Raw genomic sequence first — 17,229 nt, 5'->3', positions numbered from 1 at the left:
TCGGGGGATACGCGGCGGTCCCGTTTGGTGAGACCGCGCCGCTTCTTCGCGGCGATGCGGCGTTCCTTCGCTCCGCGCGACGGCTTGGTGGCGCGGCGAACAGGTGGCGGGGCGGCAGCGGCGTCACGCAGTAGTGAGGCCAGGCGTTCGCGGGCGACAGCGCGGTTCTGCAGCTGTGCGCGTTGCTCCGATACGGCGATCGTCAGCACCCCGTTGACCAGGCGGGTGGCCAGGCGGTCCAACATCCGGGTGCGCAGCCTCTCCGGCACCGAGGGCGAGTTGACGAGGTCGAACGACAGCTCTACCCGGCTGTCGGTGGTGTTGACGTGCTGCCCTCCCGGACCGGACGACCGGGAGAACCGCTCACGCAACTCGGACGCGGGGATCATCAGTACCCCAGTCACGGTCAGGTCCTCCGCCATGATCCGACGCCTGTTCTTTCCTATTCCCGAATCCACTGGGCCACGTCGGTCGAGTTGCGACTCGATGGCGAACTTGTCGTCCACGATAGCGGCGACCTCACCGACTGCCTGTTTCGGCTGCCGAGCCTGCAGTTCGCCGAGATCGGCACGCCCGGTGGTAAGACGCCGAATTGACGCCCCTCCCCGCTCCCGCCTGGTCCGCGTTCTCTTGCTCGTGATCGCTCTGTCCTGCCACCGCACGTCGAACCCACGGCCCGGTCCGCCGGTTCGGCCTCGAAAGCATCCGCGATACCGAACACGGTCCGGCCCGGCGCCAGTGGATAGACCTTCTCCGCCCCGGCACCGAGTCCCGGAACTCGAGCGTCGACTGATCGACCGGAGAATAGGGCCTTCCCCCACGACATCCCGCGGTTCCGTACCGCGTGGCGGCATCGCGTCCGGAGCGACCGGTGACTTTGCGGGCCCGGAATCGTCTGCATTCCGGATAACGAATATGTGGCGGCAGGGCCCTGTCCGTGCACCACACCGTTGGCCCAGCAGGGCTCGAAAGTGGAGGTTTCCGGTGGCGGATGTCATTTCCCGCGATGCCCTCTGGGCCATGGTGCGTACCGAGCGTGCAGCTCTGGCCGACAACCTCGCCGACCTGGACGATCAGCAGTGGGCCCAGCCATCACTGTGCGGTCGTTGGACGGTGGAGGAAGTCGTCGCTCACCTGACCGCGGCGGCAAGTCTCGGCCGGGTGCGCTGGCTGGCGAGCGTCGTCGGTGCCCGCTTCGACTTCGACAAGCACAACGAACGGCGGCTGGCCGAGCATCGTGGCGCGAACCCAGCCGAGACCTTGGCGCGGTTCCGCAGCATCCTCACCAGCACCACTGCCGCGTCCGGGCATACCGCAGCCTGGCTCGGGGAGGTGATCGTCCACGCGCAGGACATCCGGCGACCGCTGGGCATCGCGCGCGAACCATCCATCGGGGCTACCACCGAAGTCGCCAGGTTCTATGCCGGCCGCGACTTCGCAGTTCCCAGCCGGAGCATGATCGACGGACTCCGCCTCGAAGCAACAGACGGCCCCTTCGCAGCGGGCACCGGCCCCCTGGTGTCCGGAACGACGATCGCGTTGACCATGGCCATGGCCGGTCGCACCGCCTATTTCGATGATCTGAGCGGGTCCGGCGTACCCACGCTGCGCCGGCGCGGTCACGATGCCCTCCGATAGCACGATCGATCCTGTCGGGGAAGCACCTTCCGGTATGCGTTGGTTGTACACCGACGCAGTCCGGCAGGCACGCCACTGAGCGAATGCCTGTTGAACGTGGACAGTCCCTGACCCGGCACCGTCGACGAACTGGAACTGATCGGCTCGCTTCATTCGCCTTCCGATCATCGAAACCCTAGCGCCAGTGGACACGTCGACGGAGCCACTGTCGCGTGACCCGAGCCGCCTCGAGCCTGTACCGGTACAGGTGAGGCGCCCGGGGCGGTGTCGGTCGGCGCAGGGTTCGTTCCCAGTAGCCGAGGACGCCGCACAGGATCGCGTCCACCGCGACCGGCGCCACATCCCTCGTCGCCGGATGGGTGGCCAGGATCGGATCCGGGTCGACCCCGCACGCGGCCAAGGACGGCACGAGCGCGGCGAGGTCGACCCATGACGCACCCACACATGGCCACGCCCAATCGATGACGACCACACTGCCGTCGACCCGCCGGAGCATGTTGTCCGGACGCAGGTCGGTGTGAAGCAAGGTGGAACCGGCCACGTAGCCCGGCCAAGAGGCCTCGAGCGACGCCAGACGCGCCAGATTCCGCGAGGACCATTCATCCAGATCCATGGGCGGCCCCTCCTCGGCGAACCGCTGCCATGTATTCAGCTCGGGCCCATACACTTCGGCGAAGGTCGGAACGCCGAGAATCGGGTTGGGCGTCAGCAGTCGGCGAAGCGCCTCGACCGTTGTGAGTACCGCGGCGCGCTCGTCGTCGCGGTCCAATCGGGGATGGTGACCGGCGACGTCGTCGAACACCATGACAAACCAGCCCTCGACGTCGAAGCTCGCATGCAATGACGGAGTAGGGATCGCTTCCGGGAGCTGCGCCGCGGTCCGCCCCTCGGTGCGATACATCTGCGCCAGCCCATCGTCGGCATCAATCGCTTTGATGAATACTCGTCGCCCGTCCGTCAGCAGTGCCCGGACAGCCACGCCGTGACTGAAACCTCCGGATTGAGTTTCGGCCTCGACCACCCCCGCGCCGAGCACGCACTCGATCTTGGGAATCGATACGTACTCAGCTGCCGTACAACGATTCTCGCGCCTCTGCATAGGCGCTACGGATCCGCAGGCCCACACCACGGTCGTCGATCGCAGGAATCTCAACGGTCGCGGCGACGGGCCACCGCGGAGGTTCGGCGCCGCCACGTAACGCCCAGGCAGCCTGCCGCGCGGCCCCGAGCGCGACGTACTCCTCAGGCTGCGGCAGGGTCACCGTCGCACCAAAAATCTGGGCGGCGTTCTCGGCGACGAACGCCGATCGCGAAGCGCCGCCGACCAGCAGAACTCGCTGGGGTATCGCGCCGGCCGCACGGAGTGTGTCGAGCGCGTCGGCCATGTTGCACAGCATTCCTTCGACTGCGGCACGGGCCAGGTGTGTGGGTCGCATTGTCTCCGCTCGCAATCCGTGCAGGCTGCCCCTGGCGTGCGGCAGGTTCGGAGTGCGCTCGCCGGACAGGTAGGGCAATAGGACGAGGCCGTCGGCACCCGGTGGGGCCTGGCGGGCCAGTGCATCGAGTTCGCTGAGCGGGATTCCTAGCGCCGTGGCCATCGCGTCGAGCACTCGGGCGGCGTTGAGCGTGCACACCAACGGCAGGAATTGCCCTGTGGCGTCGGCGAATCCGTTGACGAACGGGTCCGTGCGCAGCTGGGATGTTCGCGCGAATGCGGTGCCGCTCGTGCCCAGCGAGATCACCACGTCGCCGTCGCCGATCCCGAGACCGAGTGCCGCTGCCGCGTTGTCTCCCGCTCCTGCGGCTACGAGCGCGCCCGATGCGGTGCCTCCGGCACTCTCGGACGGGGCCAGCACCGTCGGGAGCTCCGGGCGGCGACCTCGAAAAGCATCCGCTAGCAAGTCTTCTCGATATCGTCCCTGCACGGCGGACCAATACCCAGTGCCGGAGGCGTCGCTGCGATCGGTGGTGGGCACCGCATCACCACCACCGCGCAATCGCCAGGTGAGGTAGTCGTGCGGCAGCATTACCCGGGCGACCCGGTCCGCGAGGTCGGGCTCGTGGTCGGCCATCCAGCGCAGCTTCGCGGCAGTGAACGCCGCGACCGGGACACTGCCGACTGCGTCCAGCCACGCCTGTGGGCCGCCCAGTTCCGCGACGAGGTCGTCGGCTGCCTCGGCAGAGCGGACGTCGTTCCACAGCAAGGCATCTCGTACCGGCCGATGCGAGTCGTCGAGTGCCACCAGCCCGTGCTGCTGGCCGGCGATCGACACCGCGTCGACGTTGTCGAGCAACCCCTCGCCCGCCTTTTGCAGCGCGGTCCACCATGCCTCGGGCGGGACCTCGGTGCCGTCGGGGTGCGGCGCGGATCCCCGTGCCAACACCTCACCGGTGTCCGCGTCGCACACCACGACCTTGCAGGATTGGGTGGAGCTGTCCACTCCGGCGACGGTGGCCATCTATCCGCGCGGGGCGATCTGGATCTTGCGCCCGATACCGTCGCGGAAGGCTTGTAGCGCTTCGGAGAACTGGTCGAGGACGAAGGTGTGGGTGATCATGGTGTCGGCGTCGATGGCGCCCTTGCACATGAGGTCGACGGCGCGGCCGAAGCTGTGAACCACTGCCATCGAGCCGACGACGGTGATCTCGTCGTTGTAGATGCGGAAGGGCGAGAAGGCGGCCGTCGCGTCGCCGGGGGCGACGCCGAACTGCTGGTAGGTGCCGCCGCGGCGGACGCGGGTGAGGCCGTCCTCGATGGCGGGAATCGCGCCGGTGCAGTCGATGACGACTTCCCAGCCGTGTGGGCGGTCGAACTCGTCGGCGTTCGTGGCTGTCGCGTCGGCACCGAGGGAGCGGGCTACCTGCAATCGGTCGGTGTTGAGGTCCACCACCGATACCGAGGTCGCGCCTGCGGTTACCGCGAGTTGCAGCATCATCAGGCCCATGGTGCCCGCGCCGTAGATCAGGTAGTGCGCGCCCAATGTGCGTGATAATCCGTCGAATCCGTGCACCGCGCACGACAGCGGTTCCACCAGTGCGCCATGCGCGGCGGGCAGATCGGCCGGCACCGGATAGCAGTTGGCCGCCGGCACCGCGACGAATTCGGCCATCGCTCCGTTCACCGTGTCACCGATCGCGCCCCATCGTTCGCAGAGGTTGCCGCGGCCGATGCGGCAGTAGTGGCAGGCGCCGCAGAACAGCGACGGGTCCACGGCTACTTTCTCACCGGATCTCGGGCCGTCGACGATCTCGCCGCAGAACTCGTGGCCGGGGACGATCGGGTACGGCGTGGGCGGGAACTCGCCTTCGACGATGTGGATGTCGGTGCCGCAGATTCCTACCGCGGCCACTTCGACAACCACCTCGCCCGGTCCCGGGGTCGGGTCGGGAATTGACTGCACGGAGTACTCGCCGGGCTTTTCGATCACCAACGCGCGCATCTACAGTCCCCTTTCCTGGTACCACCATGCGGTGGTGGCGACATCGGCGTCGGCCAACGGCAGATACCGCCCGCCGTCCTGCCAGCCCAGCGCTTGCAGCGTGACTCGCAACTCCTCATGGAAGCGGATCGGGTCGCGGACATGCCAGCGGTACATGCCGAATCGTTGTGTCGGCGTGTAGATCTCGTCGTTCGGAAGCACCTGGTGCAGACCGAGATACGGGCTGGAGTAGTCGCGGTAGGAGCCATCCAGGTCGAAGTTCCAGGCGCCGCCGAAATAGTCCTCGGTGCCGGTGCCGCAGATCGTCGGGAACTCGTCGTCTCCGTCGAGATGGAATTTGATCTCGCCCTCGCCCCACCAGCCCGGCGCATTGGGGGCGATCGCCAGGTAGGTGCCGACGTACCGGCCGCGGCCGCGCACCTCATCGACGACGGTGTGCACTGCCGGGCTACCCAGCGGATTGCTGTGTCGCCGTTGGCAATGCAGGTAGCCCGCGTTCTCGCCCACCTCGGTCTCGTCGTAGGTGATCTGGTAGTAGACCGGCACCGACAATTCGGTGGGATTGTGCAGGGTGACGCGAGCCCGATCGCGAAACGGCATGGGCCAGTAGCTGTTCAGGCCGCCCGCGGGCGCGACCACCACCATTTCCGAACTGACCAATGCCAGCTCGTCCCAGCCGTTGCAGAAGAAGTCGCCCAGCGGCACGTCGATCGATGGCTGCGGCTCGTCGTCCCAGGTGAACCTCAGTCTCAACCGGCGCAGCACCGTGCGGTCGGTGGTCAGCCAGAAGTGGCGGACCACACCCGGTCCGGAGATGTCGGCCAGTGTTGCGGTGGATCCGGCGGCCAGGTCGATCGACGGGGACACCTTCCAGCCCACGCCGAGATCGCGGGCCGCGCCCGCGCCGGTGCCGGTCTCCGCTCGTGCCCCCGCGCCCGCGGCGCCGGTCGGGTTCTCGGGGCTGATCGAGCGGGTACGCGCCCGGTCGAGCCGCCAGAGTTCAGCCATTGTCGACCTCCGTCCGATGACGGTGCGCGGCGCTGATCGAGCGGGTAGGCATGCGATCGAGACGCCCCGGTTCAGCCATGGTCCGCCGTCCGATGTTGTTCTGCGGCAAGGAAATGCGCTATTTCCCCGGTCGATTCGTAGAGCTCGCGGTAGCGCCGGTAGTACTGGTCGTAGACAGCCTGCCGTTCGGCGTCCGGTTCCACGATCGACGTCACCGGATTCCAACCGGAGGTGTCCACACCGGAGGCCGCCGCAGCCAGCATGGCATCGCCGAGACAGGCGCCGACGGTCTCCCCCGGTAGCTCCTGTGCCAGCCCGGTCACATCGGAGACGATCTGCGTCCACAGGCCGCCCTTCGTCCCACCTCCGACCGCGACCAGGCGCCGAGCGCGGCCACCGGCCTCGGACATGGCCACCAGGTTGTGCCGAACCCCGTACGCGGTTCCTTCCAGCGCGGCCCGGTACAGCTCGCTGCGGCCGTGGCTCGTGGTGAGACCGGCGACGATGCCGCGAGCGTCGGGATCGAACAGCGGTGTTCGTTCGCCGGCGAAATACGGGAGCATCAACAGTCCCCGACTGCCCGCCGGAACCTTGCCCGCGTCCGCGACCAGGTCGGCGAAATCGCCCCCGACGAGGCGGCGCAGCCAATCGGTGACCGCACCCGAGGTCGCCATTCCCGCTGCGAGGGAATAGGTTTCGGGCCACGCACCGCAGGTCCCCCATAGGCCGGGATGCGGGCGCGGCTCGGTGAGGATCTGGACCAGGAACATCGTGGTGCCGTACATGACCATCGCATCGCCCGGAGCGCGCACGCCGACACTGGCGGCCTCGGCCCACGCGTCGACTGTGCCGGTTGTGACCGGCAGCCCCTCCGGAAGACCGGTCGCCGCAGCACCTTCCGCGGTGACCCTGCCCACTGTCTCGGTGGGCCAGGCGAGTTCAGGCAGCGTCAGGCCCGGAGCGCAGTGTTCGGCCCAGTCACGAGCCCATTCCCGTTTGCGCAGGTCGTACATGGGCACGCACTGGCTGGCCGACTGATGATCGAGTACGTATCGACCGGTCAGCCGGTGCACGAGAAAGGAACTCGCCATCAGCAGCATGTGGCTGCGCTCGTAGACCTGTGGCTCGTGTCGCGCCAGCCAGCGCAGCTTCGGCCCGACGGCCTGACTGGTCAACGGCGACCCGGCTCGTTCGAGCACCGCCGCCGCGCCCAATTCGTCTGTCAATTCGGCGATCTCGACCGTGGCGCGGGTGTCGACACCGTACAGGATCGCCGGGCGCAGCGGATTTCCCTGCGCGTCGGCGGGCAGCAGGCACGGGCCGATACCGCTGATCCCGAGCCCGTCCAGCCGGGCACCGGCGCCGGCGTCGACCAGTTCCCGTGCGATGGCGACGAAGTCGGCCCACCACACCGATTCCGCGTCGTGTTCGACCCAGCCCGGTCGTGGCGTGGACACCTCGTGCGGACGCTCGGCCCGCGCGAGGACCGCGCCGTCGGTGTCGGTGAGCACGCCCTTGGAACCGGATGTTCCGATATCGATTCCGATGAACATGGCTCAGCGGGTGAATTCGTCCACGGTGACACCCAGCAGATCGCACGCGGCGCGCACCGTGGCGCGATGATCACCGGGCACGGCGTGGATGTGGTTGGCGCCGAACCGGGACAGGAAATCCTCGGCACGAGCGTCCAGCCGCGCGAACGCGTGTGGCCACTCGCGGGTCGACCGGCTCATCAGCTCGTCGTTGGTGGCGTCGTCGTAGGTCTCGAAGTCACCGAGCATCAACTGCATTCGATAATTGCCGTCATTGCGCGTCAGCCGGCCGAAAGTCATCTGCCCCGGTGCCGCGAGATGATGGACCGACGCGCCGCCGGCGGGGAAGAAGAACACTTCGGGGAACAGATGGACCCGGGACAGATTCTCCGCCGGATCGTCGCTGCGGGCGGCGAACCAGGTGGCGTGCTGGCCGGAATTGCACAGATCCCAGATGTCGCGGTCGGCGTGGTAGTGGCGGACGTCGGCGAACAGCACCGGCGTTGCCGAGATCTGTTTGAGCAGTTGCATGGTCAGCGCGCCGTCCATGTCCGCCTCGGTCGCGCACACATGCGTCGGCTTCGGGCCGTTCCAGTCGTACGGGTCGTTGAGGAACGCCTCGGTGACGTCCATCGTGGCGAAGTACTGGGTGAGTTCGGGCTGACCCTTGATGCCGGAGAAGTCGATATTCCATTCGTCGATCAGCTCGCGCACCGCGAGATAGGAGCGGATCTGACGCTCCAGCAACTCGGGAGTGAGTTTGTCACCGTCGTAGTGCACACCCGCGGTGGTCTCCTCCAGCCATGCGCGCGCTTTCGACACCTCGGCGGCATCGGCGAGTTCGGCGCGGCGCACGATCTCCCACTGGTCGATCTCCTCGACGTCGACACCGAAAATGCGTTGCCACTGATCGGTATTCGCGACGGCGGTGTTCATTCCCATCGGCCGGCCGCCGAACCGGCCGAACGTCGAGCCACGCAAGCTCGACACCGCCGACGCCGCCACCGCCTGCACCCCGATCTTCTCGATCAGGTCCGGATCGGCCGGGTCGCCCCACAGCCGGGTGTGCGTGCGGCCGATCTGATCCAGCGCTCCCCCGGCCGCCAGCATCCCGACCATTCCCGGCTGCACCGGGTCGATATTGGACAACAACAGCAACGCTCCCGGCGTGGCTCCCTGGACGAGCATCGTGAAGTGCGGAAACGCCCACACCGCATAGTGCAGGACCGTGAGATCCACTCCGGCCGAAGCGACTTCGCGCGCCACCGAGACGGCCAGGGTGTTGGTGCTGACCGGCGCGGAGCCGCGCACCACCTCGTGTCCGGCGGAGCTCAATTCGGCGACGAGCCGGTCCTCGTTGGTGCGGATGAAGTCGGCTATGCCGTCGTGCACATAGTCGCGTCCGTCGGAAATGCTGATCACACCGATACGTGCCACGCCGGATCCCTTCACGAGACGAACGGTCGGACTACTCGCTGCTGTGCGCGCCGGCGGTCCTCCGTGGTTGCACACTTTGCCGCCTACGGGCCGCGCTCCCACCGCGATGCCCGACGGTGTCCGCACAGCCCTCCGTGGTGACGCGGGCTGCCGCCCTCCCACCCCTTTAGAGATATCACTCAGGGCGCGGTTTCCGGTGGAGTTCGGCCGATCTCGAGGGCTGCCAGCGACACTCCGCCCTGTCCCCAGCCGCAACTGGTGATCCACAGGTCGCCGTCGTCGATCACCTCGGCGGCATGTGCGGCGATGTGGCCGACCCGGTCGTCGATACGGAAGCGATAGGGGTTGTCGCTGCGGAATACGTCGGTGCCGACGTAGTCGGGTCGCGGGCCGATGAACAGATACCAGGAATCGTTGTGGCGCAACACGAACGGGGATTCGGTGTTTCCGGCCTCGGTTCCCGAGGCGGAGTCGGTGAACGCGATCCGGCGCTCGCTCCAGGTGCGCAGATCGGTACTCGTGCGGTACGCGACCACATAGTTGCCGCCGGCCGGTGCACTGGTCGCGGCGTAGTACATCACCCAGCGGTCGTCGATCCACGCGACCATGGGATCGCGGGCGTCGTACCCGTCGCGGAAGATCGGCCCGGCCGGTTCGCGGGTCCACTCGACCAGGTCGTCGGAGGTGGCCACGCAGATCGCGGCGGCGGTGCGGTCGTCGCCGCCGCCCGCGTAGAACATGTGGTAGCGCCCGTCGGCGCGGATCACGTACGGCGCCCACAGATGCGTCTCGCCGTAGTCGCGGTCCACGACCAGCGCCGACGGGTGTTTGCTCCACGGGCCGTGCAGGTCGTCGGCGCTGGCGTGCGCGAATTCGATCTCGTGGAACGGGTCCGCAGGTTCGGGATGGGTGATGCCGAACAGGTGCCAGCGGCCCGATTCGTCGCGAACGACGGTGTGGTCGTTGATATACCAGCGCTGCGGCTCGCCGACGCTCGGATCGTAGATCGTGTGGAAGCGCCCGGCTCGAACGCTCATCGCACGGCCTGCCGATCGTTCACGATCAGGTCGGTCTGCGGCGTTCCTTCTCGACATTCCGTTTTCGAGCTCGGTCATCTCCCACCGCTCTCCTCAGTCACGTTCCTCGTACCCCGGGTGGAGCCGCCGGGGAGACCGCGCGTGCAGCTCCCCTGACACGGTAGATGACCCGTGCTCAGGCGACGGTGAGCAACGCGATGCACTGCGCTGGGCTCATTCACCAGGCGCTCGCCGCAGCCGGGCTCCCCACCATCGCCGCAGCACCAGCCCTCCGATTCCGCGCGCATGGCGGCGCCTTCCGAAATCAGCGACACCATCCCCACCGATGGGAACAATTTCGATAGCGGCGACTCCGAATAGACTGCGCCCCATGCGGACAGCGATGACGCTCGACAGTGGCCAGGTCGTCAGTTATGTCGACCATGGAGGTTCCGGCCCAACCGTCTTGCTGTTGCACAGCTATCTGATGGACGCGGACATGTTCGCCCCGCAGGTACGTTCGCTCGCCCGGACCTACCGGTTGATCGCCATGGACGAGCGCGGCCACGGCGAAACTCCCGCCGACGCCCCCTTCACCTATTGGGACGTGGCCCGCGACGCGCTCGGGTTGCTCGACCGGATCGGAGTCGACCGATGCGCGGTGGTGGGTACGAGCCAGGGCGGATTCATCGGTCTGCGCATGGCCCTGTCGGAACCGGACCGCGTGGCAGCGCTCGTACTGCTCGGAACGTCGGGCGCCGCCGAGGACCCGCAGGCCGCCGACGCCTACCGGCAGGCTGCCGCCGCGTGGCGAGAACTCGGCCCCACTCAGGATTTACTCGACATGAACGCCGCTATCTGCCTGGGCCGGCACGACGCAACCGAGTGGCAGGCCAAGTGGCGCACGCTTTCCGGAGATCACGTCGACCGGGTCCTCACCCCACTGGTTGAGCGGGACAGCATCCTCGATCGAGCTGCCGAGATCGCCTGCCCCGCCCTGGTCCTGCACGGCTCGGCGGACGCCGCCTATCCGGTCGATCGGGCCGTCGAATTGGCCGCGGCGCTGCCGAACGCCGCACCGCCGGTGGTCATCGACGGCGGCGCGCACTTCCTGTCGCTCACCGACGCGGACGCCGTCGAGCCGCACCTGCTGGCATTTCTCGCCACGGCACTGCCGGGGCCGGCTGGCGCCGTGTAGACCGAGGTAACGGCGCTGATCGAAGGCCGAGGCAGTGCTGCGGGTGGATCATTCGTGGATGGAGACCTTGTTCTTGTAGAAGGCGACGTGGCCCTCGATGCCGGCCGCTGCCTGTTTCGGTTCGGGGTAATACCAGGCGGCGTCGACGAGGGGGTTCCCGTCGCCGACGTCCACGGTGTAATAGCTCGCAACGCCCTTCCACGGGCAGAGCGTGTGCGTGTCGGTCGACGTGAAGTACTCCTTGTTGATCGATTCCGGCGGGAAGTAGATATTGCCTTCCACTTTTTCGTAGTGATCGGATTCCGCGATGGTGACGCCGTTGACCGTTGCCTTTGCCATGTCTCCATTCTCCTCCCCCGCTCGCAGGCGGACATCTAGGCTGGACCGGTTCTGCCTGGCCGGTGGCGCATCCTACGATCGCCCGGTGACGCTTACCCCGATCGTTCACGCGGGTCGCGCGGTGTGCTCCCGCCGGCCGTGCGTGCGACGACGTTCCTTCATCTCCGCCTCATGGACGTGGCGTCGCCCGTGAACCAGCTCGTCGCGCACCGTGCGTTCCATGGCGGCGAAGGTCGCGTAGTAGCCGTCGTCGTATTCCTCCATGATCTGAAACGTCCATCGTCCGGGCAGGACGTTGCGACCGATCAATTCGCTGCGCACGCGTTCGGCCAACTCCGGCTGCCCCGCGTCGAGCAAGTGATCGACCACGTCGTCCAGTAACAGGTCGGCGTGACCGGTCAGCCGGTGGAACGCATACAGATGCCCCCGTGCCTGTTCGATCGTCTCCAGCGCTTCGGACATGGTTCCGGAGGCACGGACCGCGTCGTCGCCGACGCCACCTGGACGGCGATGCCGCGGGTGGGGCTCGTCGGCCGTGGCCGCACCGCTTCCTACGAATTCTGATACCTCGGTGTCGTTGGTCATGAACTGGCTGTACCCACATGCCAGCATTCGATGCGCAATCGATGCATCCAATTCTCGAGGAGTGTCGCAGCGTAAACGGGAATTGCGCCATGAAATGGATCGAGTGGCGACTAGACGGCCGCGACCGTGGTCGGCCACCGATTTTTCGTTGCGTAAACGATGCGCTCCGGACGCCTCGGTGGTCCGCTCGAACTGCGCGAATCACCGCTCGCCACACCGGCTTTCACCTCGCTTCCCGAGGCTGTCCGCTCAGCTCCGCAAGCAATCGCCAGAGTGCGGGGACCGCCGATTCCACCGCGCGGCGATCGGCGTCGGACAGTCGGGCCAGTGTTTCGCGCAGCATGGCGGCGCTCGCGCGGTCGTATCGATCCAGCAGTTCGCGCGCCCGCACCGATGCGACGAGCATGGCCCCGCGACCGTCCCCCGGCGTCGGCAACCGCTCGACGAGGTCTGCCGCGGTCATGGTTCGCAGCAGATTGCTGATGGTCGACTGCGCCACGTTCAGCTCGGCGGCCGCCCGGCTCGGCGCGACGCCGCCCGTGGCTACCAGGAGTCGGAGCAGTTCGATCTGCGCCTCCGGAAGGTCCGGCAAGCCCTCAGCGGCCCGCGTGCGGCGCAGCACCGCCCGGCGCAACGGCCCGAGCAAGGCGCTGAGCTGGGCGTCCACCGGCGCTCGCGAGGTCGGGTCCGTGCGTGAGGGCGAAGTTTCCACCATCACATTCTGCCCGCACAGCCGGCAGAACAGCGGCGCGCACGGGTGGCGGCGCCTCCGTTCAGTTGATGCTTTGCGCGAAGATGTCGGGCAATTCCGAAGGGGCGCAGGCGATCACAGTTTCGTCGTCCTCGCCCACATACTCGACCCGGGTGATGGTGGCGAACTCGCTCACGATGTGGATGGGGTAGGTCGGCCCGGCGTCGCGGTAGGCGGCCATCTGCTCGAGATGGTCGTTCTGGTAGAGCACGGTGCGCTGCGGGTTCTCCTCGACCCAGCGAGGAAAGAAGATCACACCGTGTAACCGCCGCAGTGCGGGCAGAATATCGACGGCCACCGATGTCCCGGTCGGCTCGGTCCACGAGACCTTGAAGTGCCCCTCGGTCAGCCGCACGATGTCGACCTCCTGATCTTTGACCCACCGGCCGCCGACCATGCCCGAATGAATCCGGTAGTCGATCGTGCGTGCGTTCTTGACGTACATCTCGTAACGCCAGCCGTTGGCGTAGGTGTAGATGAATCGGTGCCCGAGCAAGCCGTCCAGATCCGCCATCCCATCTCCTTCGAAGTAGTTACTTTTGTAACAAAAATACCTGCCGTCGCTCCGCCGGCGCAAGCGAAAAAGGATATGGGCGCAACGATCCGCGTTTTCCCCGAAACCGTTGCGACGACAGGCGCGCCTACAGTACTTTTGCTACAAAATTAAATGGAGGCAGGGAGCTTCACATGTCGATCCGCACCGCCCCACGCGCCCGCGCGCGGTGGCTGTCATCGATACTCATCAGCGTTGCCGCGGTAGCGGCCGCGGCCGTGACACCGACCGCGCACGCCGCACCGGATGCGACATCGGCGCCGGTGGTGACCGTGACCGGGGGACAGATTCGCGGTGAGCGAGCCGACGGAGTGGTGCGATGTCTCGGCGTACCGTTCGCACAGGCCGGCCGATTCTCGCCGCCGCAGGCCGCACCGCCCTGGCCGGGCGTCCGTCCAGCCGTCGCCCACGGCCCCCAATGCCCACAGTCCTCCCCCGTACCCGGCGTGGCGTTACAACCGTCGAGCGAGGACTGCCTCAGCATCGACCTCTACGTCCCCGAGCATCCCGCCGGCACACGGCTGCCGGTGATGGTGTGGCTCTACGGTGGCGCGTTCGTCCTCGGATCGAACGCTCAATACGATTCTCCGGCCCGGCTCGTCCGCGACGGCCAGGTCATCGTCGCCGTCCCCAACTATCGTGTCGGGCCGTTCGGGTTCCTGGCTCTGCCCGAGCTCGCGGCCGAAAACGGGGGCGCGACAGGAACATACGGAACCCTCGACCAGCAGGCGGCCCTGCGCTGGATTCACGACAATGCCGCCGCGCTCGGTGGTGATCCCGCCAATGTCACGCTGTTCGGCGAATCGGCGGGCGGTATGAGCGTCTGCACGCAGCTGGTGTCTCCCTCAGCCCGCGGTCTGTACACCAAAGCGATCGTCGAAAGCGGTTCGTGCGCACGAAGTCCGCTCGCCCCGCCCACCACGAACGTCGCCTTCCAGCGATCCGGCGACTACGCGTCCAGCTTGGGCTGCGGTGACCCCGCCACCCGGTTGGCTTGCCTGCGGGCATTGCCCGTCGAACGGCTCCTCGACTCCCCGACAACGCAACTGAACACCATGGCCGTCACGTGGAGTCCCGTCCGCGACGGAGTCGTGGTGACCGATCCGCCCGAAAACGCCTTGGCCGCCGGCGCGGTGCGTGGCATCCCGCTGGTGGTGGGCAGCAATGCCGACGAGGGCGCGACCTTCATCGCGCTCCTCGACTACGCCCACATGACCGCGCCCTCCGCGACCGAGTACGCGCAGTGGGCCCGAGAGTTGTTCGGCGACAGCGCCGATCGGGTGCTCGAGCGCTATCCAGCGACTGCTTATCCGACTCCCACCGCAGCCAAGGAACGCGTTCTCACCGATGGATTCTTCGCGTGCCCGGCACAGTTCACCGCCGAGTCCGCCCGCCGCGGTGGCGCACAGGTGTGGCGATACCAGTTCGACGACACACCTCTGCCGCCCAACCCATTACTGCCGGGCGCGTTCCACGGCGCCGAAGTGCCCTACGTGTTCTCCGCGCTCATGGGCATACCCATCCCCTTGCCGCCTGCCGCCGACCGGCTTTCGCGCACCATTCAGGACAGCTGGGCGCACTTCGCCCACACCGGTAATCCCGAAACGCCCGCCCTGACCCCGTGGCCCCACGCCGCCACCGACACCACCCTCGAACTCGGCAGCGACCGCCTCGGCCTCGCCGACACCTTCGCCACACAGCACCACTGCGACCTGTGGGCCGGTATCGACCACATCGGATAGGCAGGGTGGCCGAGGGCCGCCAGGGTCGCGCGGCCCAATCACGCGGTGTGTGGCCGCCGATCAAGCGGGTGAATCGGGCACTTGCCCGTGAAACCCGGGTGCTAATGATCTTTTCGGGAGACTCGAGCCATAGGGCATGCACCGATCACTCACACGATACGAAGATGACAGCCTGCCGCAAGTGCGCGAAAGTTGTTGGTATGACGGGTGAGAGAGCTCGGCCGAAGCGAAAGCTGGGCGCCCGCTTTCGGCTGATGGCTTCGCTGTTGGTGCTGCTCGTGGCGGCGGTGCTTTTCCGCGACAGGTGGTGGGCCTTGTTGCTCGAATGGTGGCGCGGACCGCTGGCCGACGGGGAGCACCTACTGAAAATACCGGTCTGGGCTTGGGGGCGTATCGCGAAGTGTCTTCAGCTCGTGGCCGGTCTATCGGTGATACTCGATCTCCTCGGCCCGGAAACACTTCGGGATTGGGGCAAGAAGCGGGCGAAACAGCAACAGGCCGCCACTGCCCGAGTCGCCGAGCTGCGGACCGCGACAAGGCTGGTCGACGACCTGCGCGAACTTGGAGCACGGGTGGAGTCGGACCTCCAGTCGGACCTGCGCAAGACCCCCCGGGAGGGTGGTACGCCCGAATACGAGGCACTGCTCGTCGCCGTGAGAGACGCTCTCGGCGGTGAGATCATTTGCGCGTCATGCCGACCGAGCTATGTCCCCCCGACCACGGGGGCCACGATCATCCGGCTCGACCGACCCGCCTACAAATGGGAGTGCCACCACGGCAAAGAAATCGTCGGCAACTTGATCGATGCGAGTTTCTTCCGTTCACTGACCGAAAGCGAACGCGCGGCATGGCGCACGGCTGAACAGGCAAACCGATGGGTGGGCCCCACCACAGTCATTCTCCTGGGAATGTTTGCCGTCGGGATGCTCTTGTCCGGGCTCTTCCTCAGACCGACTCCCTTGACGATGGCGCTCATCATGCCACCGTTGTTCGTCCTGGCGACCGCCCCGTGGGTCCTCATGATGACGTGGGTGGCGTCCGGCGATGAGGGGCCCCTGGACGGACGCCGTCTTGCCGGCGCGATCGTCGCACAGTGCTGGTCGATCGTGCGCTACGCGCCGGTCCCACTGATCCGATGGATCGCCGGTGTGATGGACCGCCCGCGTCCGGCGCATCCACTGCGCTGGGCCGCCGTCTGGCTCTTCATCAGCGGCTCCCTGCTCGACCTGCTGGCCAGTTGACGGCGGATCGCCCGAGAACAGGCCGAGCCGGACAGAACTAGTGGGTGGTGTGATGAATCGAGGCCAGCCGCAGGATTTCGTCGACTGTCACCGCCGGGGATGACGCTCGGTCTTGCGGGGGCACCGGCGCCACGTGTCCGCCTTCGTCGTCCCAGCGGCACAACGCAACCCGGTTCTGGGAGCGCTCGACGCCACGGCGGGTACCGGCGGCCACGAGTTCGTCGGCGGTGAACTCGCTGCCCGGTCGAGCTGCTGCCGTCAGCAACGCCTCGGCCGCCGCGGCCTCGGTTCCCGCCGGGATCACCAGCAAGACGAGACGGGTGCCGTCGAGTCCCAGCACACAGAGCATGTGCGCCGGCAGATGCCGGTAACCGTCCAGGCGTACCGAATGCTTCCCGAGCGCCGTGCGCTTGGGCGCCGGGTCCCAGGCATCGATGTTGTACATGATTCGTTCCACGCCGCCTGCCCGCCGGCCCAAAAGCGCCGCGAGGCCGGCCATTTCGGCGACGAGGTCGGTCGTGTGGGGCCACCAGGCCCCGCCCACCACCCCGGGCCTGGGTGCTTGCGGTAACCGCGGTGATCGCGGCGAAGCGCCGCCGCGGAGGGAAAAGCGTGCCGAGCGGTCCAGCGGGACCGGCTCGTGTTGTAGCGTCATCGCGACGCTCCTGACCGGGACCGCATGGTGGTCCCTGCTCATTCACCGAGCGACGACGAGACTGTGGCTGTCTCGTACGAAAAGCCCCCGGCAC

At 67.2% G+C, this 17,229-nt stretch carries 17 protein-coding genes; 4 read left to right on the top strand and 13 right to left on the bottom strand.

Annotation, left to right across the window (positions count from 1 at the left end; translation table 11 throughout):
- Nucleotides 1-422: alternative ribosome rescue aminoacyl-tRNA hydrolase ArfB (gene arfB / locus NMI01S_RS33375; protein ID WP_063002734.1), on the bottom strand; the 422-nt coding region annotated here is incomplete at its 3' end.
- A 562-nt stretch (nt 423-984) separates the two neighbouring features.
- On the opposite strand from arfB, the gene NMI01S_RS33370 reads away from it, so the two are divergent.
- Complete coding sequence (locus NMI01S_RS33370; protein ID WP_063002733.1) at nt 985-1,638, top strand: maleylpyruvate isomerase family mycothiol-dependent enzyme; 654 nt, start codon at nt 985-987, stop codon at nt 1,636-1,638.
- Between the two features lie 175 nt (nt 1,639-1,813).
- Here NMI01S_RS33370 and NMI01S_RS33365 read toward each other — a convergent pair whose 3' ends face one another.
- From NMI01S_RS33365 to NMI01S_RS33335, 7 genes are all read right to left on the bottom strand, one after another.
- Nucleotides 1,814-2,674, bottom strand: coding sequence for a phosphotransferase (locus tag NMI01S_RS33365; protein WP_063002732.1), 861 nt, complete (start codon nt 2,672-2,674; stop codon nt 1,814-1,816).
- A gap of 28 nt (nt 2,675-2,702) precedes the next feature.
- Nucleotides 2,703-4,097: a xylulokinase gene (gene xylB, locus NMI01S_RS33360; protein ID WP_063002731.1), complete on the bottom strand. Its 1,395-nt coding sequence runs from the start codon at nt 4,095-4,097 to the stop codon at nt 2,703-2,705.
- The gene (locus NMI01S_RS33355) at nt 4,098-5,078 is read right to left on the bottom strand and encodes a zinc-dependent alcohol dehydrogenase family protein (RefSeq protein WP_063002730.1); all 981 of its coding nucleotides are present in this window, start codon (nt 5,076-5,078) and stop codon (nt 4,098-4,100) included. It lies immediately after the preceding gene.
- Nucleotides 5,079-6,086 (bottom strand): glycoside hydrolase family 172 protein, encoded by a 1,008-nt coding sequence (locus NMI01S_RS33350; protein ID WP_063002729.1) that lies wholly within the window; start codon nt 6,084-6,086, stop codon nt 5,079-5,081. It abuts the gene before it with no gap.
- A gap of 71 nt (nt 6,087-6,157) precedes the next feature.
- Entirely contained in the window at nt 6,158-7,639 is a 1,482-nt protein-coding gene (locus NMI01S_RS33345) for an FGGY-family carbohydrate kinase (protein WP_063002728.1), read from the bottom strand.
- 3 nt (nt 7,640-7,642) lie between these two features.
- Nucleotides 7,643-9,055, bottom strand: coding sequence for an L-fucose/L-arabinose isomerase family protein (locus NMI01S_RS33340; RefSeq protein ID WP_063002739.1), 1,413 nt, complete (start codon nt 9,053-9,055; stop codon nt 7,643-7,645).
- A gap of 179 nt (nt 9,056-9,234) precedes the next feature.
- A complete protein-coding gene (locus tag NMI01S_RS33335) occupies nt 9,235-10,092 on the bottom strand; it encodes a family 43 glycosylhydrolase (protein ID WP_063002727.1) in 858 nt (285 codons plus the stop codon).
- 370 nt (nt 10,093-10,462) lie between these two features.
- On the opposite strand from NMI01S_RS33335, the gene NMI01S_RS33330 reads away from it, so the two are divergent.
- Nucleotides 10,463-11,269 (top strand): alpha/beta fold hydrolase, encoded by an 807-nt coding sequence (locus NMI01S_RS33330; protein WP_063002726.1) that lies wholly within the window; start codon nt 10,463-10,465, stop codon nt 11,267-11,269.
- A gap of 48 nt (nt 11,270-11,317) precedes the next feature.
- On the opposite strand, the gene NMI01S_RS33325 is transcribed toward NMI01S_RS33330, so the two are convergent.
- The 4 genes from NMI01S_RS33325 to NMI01S_RS33310 all read right to left on the bottom strand — a co-directional run bounded on the left by NMI01S_RS33325 (nt 11,318) and on the right by NMI01S_RS33310 (nt 13,458).
- Nucleotides 11,318-11,608 (bottom strand): DUF427 domain-containing protein, encoded by a 291-nt coding sequence (locus tag NMI01S_RS33325; RefSeq protein WP_063002725.1) that lies wholly within the window; start codon nt 11,606-11,608, stop codon nt 11,318-11,320.
- A gap of 105 nt (nt 11,609-11,713) precedes the next feature.
- The gene (locus NMI01S_RS33320) at nt 11,714-12,193 is read right to left on the bottom strand and encodes a hypothetical protein (protein WP_063002724.1); all 480 of its coding nucleotides are present in this window, start codon (nt 12,191-12,193) and stop codon (nt 11,714-11,716) included.
- Nucleotides 12,194-12,416: 223 nt separating this feature from the next.
- Complete coding sequence (locus NMI01S_RS33315; protein ID WP_084513478.1) at nt 12,417-12,908, bottom strand: MarR family winged helix-turn-helix transcriptional regulator; 492 nt, start codon at nt 12,906-12,908, stop codon at nt 12,417-12,419.
- A gap of 58 nt (nt 12,909-12,966) precedes the next feature.
- Nucleotides 12,967-13,458, bottom strand: coding sequence for a phenolic acid decarboxylase (locus NMI01S_RS33310; RefSeq protein ID WP_063002722.1), 492 nt, complete (start codon nt 13,456-13,458; stop codon nt 12,967-12,969).
- Between the two features lie 173 nt (nt 13,459-13,631).
- Here NMI01S_RS33310 and NMI01S_RS33305 point away from each other — a divergent pair, with 173 nt between their 5' ends.
- A complete protein-coding gene (locus tag NMI01S_RS33305; protein WP_084513477.1) occupies nt 13,632-15,239 on the top strand; it encodes a carboxylesterase/lipase family protein in 1,608 nt (535 codons plus the stop codon).
- A gap of 200 nt (nt 15,240-15,439) precedes the next feature.
- A complete protein-coding gene (locus tag NMI01S_RS33300; protein WP_157126512.1) occupies nt 15,440-16,480 on the top strand; it encodes a hypothetical protein in 1,041 nt (346 codons plus the stop codon).
- 37 nt (nt 16,481-16,517) lie between these two features.
- Here the strand turns inward: NMI01S_RS33300 and NMI01S_RS33295 are convergent, their stop codons facing one another.
- Nucleotides 16,518-17,135 carry a DUF5994 family protein gene (locus NMI01S_RS33295; protein ID WP_245717139.1) on the bottom strand — a complete coding sequence of 206 codons (618 nt, stop codon included), beginning with the start codon at nt 17,133-17,135 and terminating at the stop codon, nt 16,518-16,520.
- Nucleotides 17,136-17,229: the final 94 nt, after the last annotated feature.

It is taken from the genome of Nocardia mikamii NBRC 108933 (assembly GCF_001613505.1).
Taxonomy (GTDB): domain Bacteria; phylum Actinomycetota; class Actinomycetes; order Mycobacteriales; family Mycobacteriaceae; genus Nocardia; species Nocardia mikamii.
This window is presented reverse-complemented; position numbering and strand designations above follow the sequence as displayed.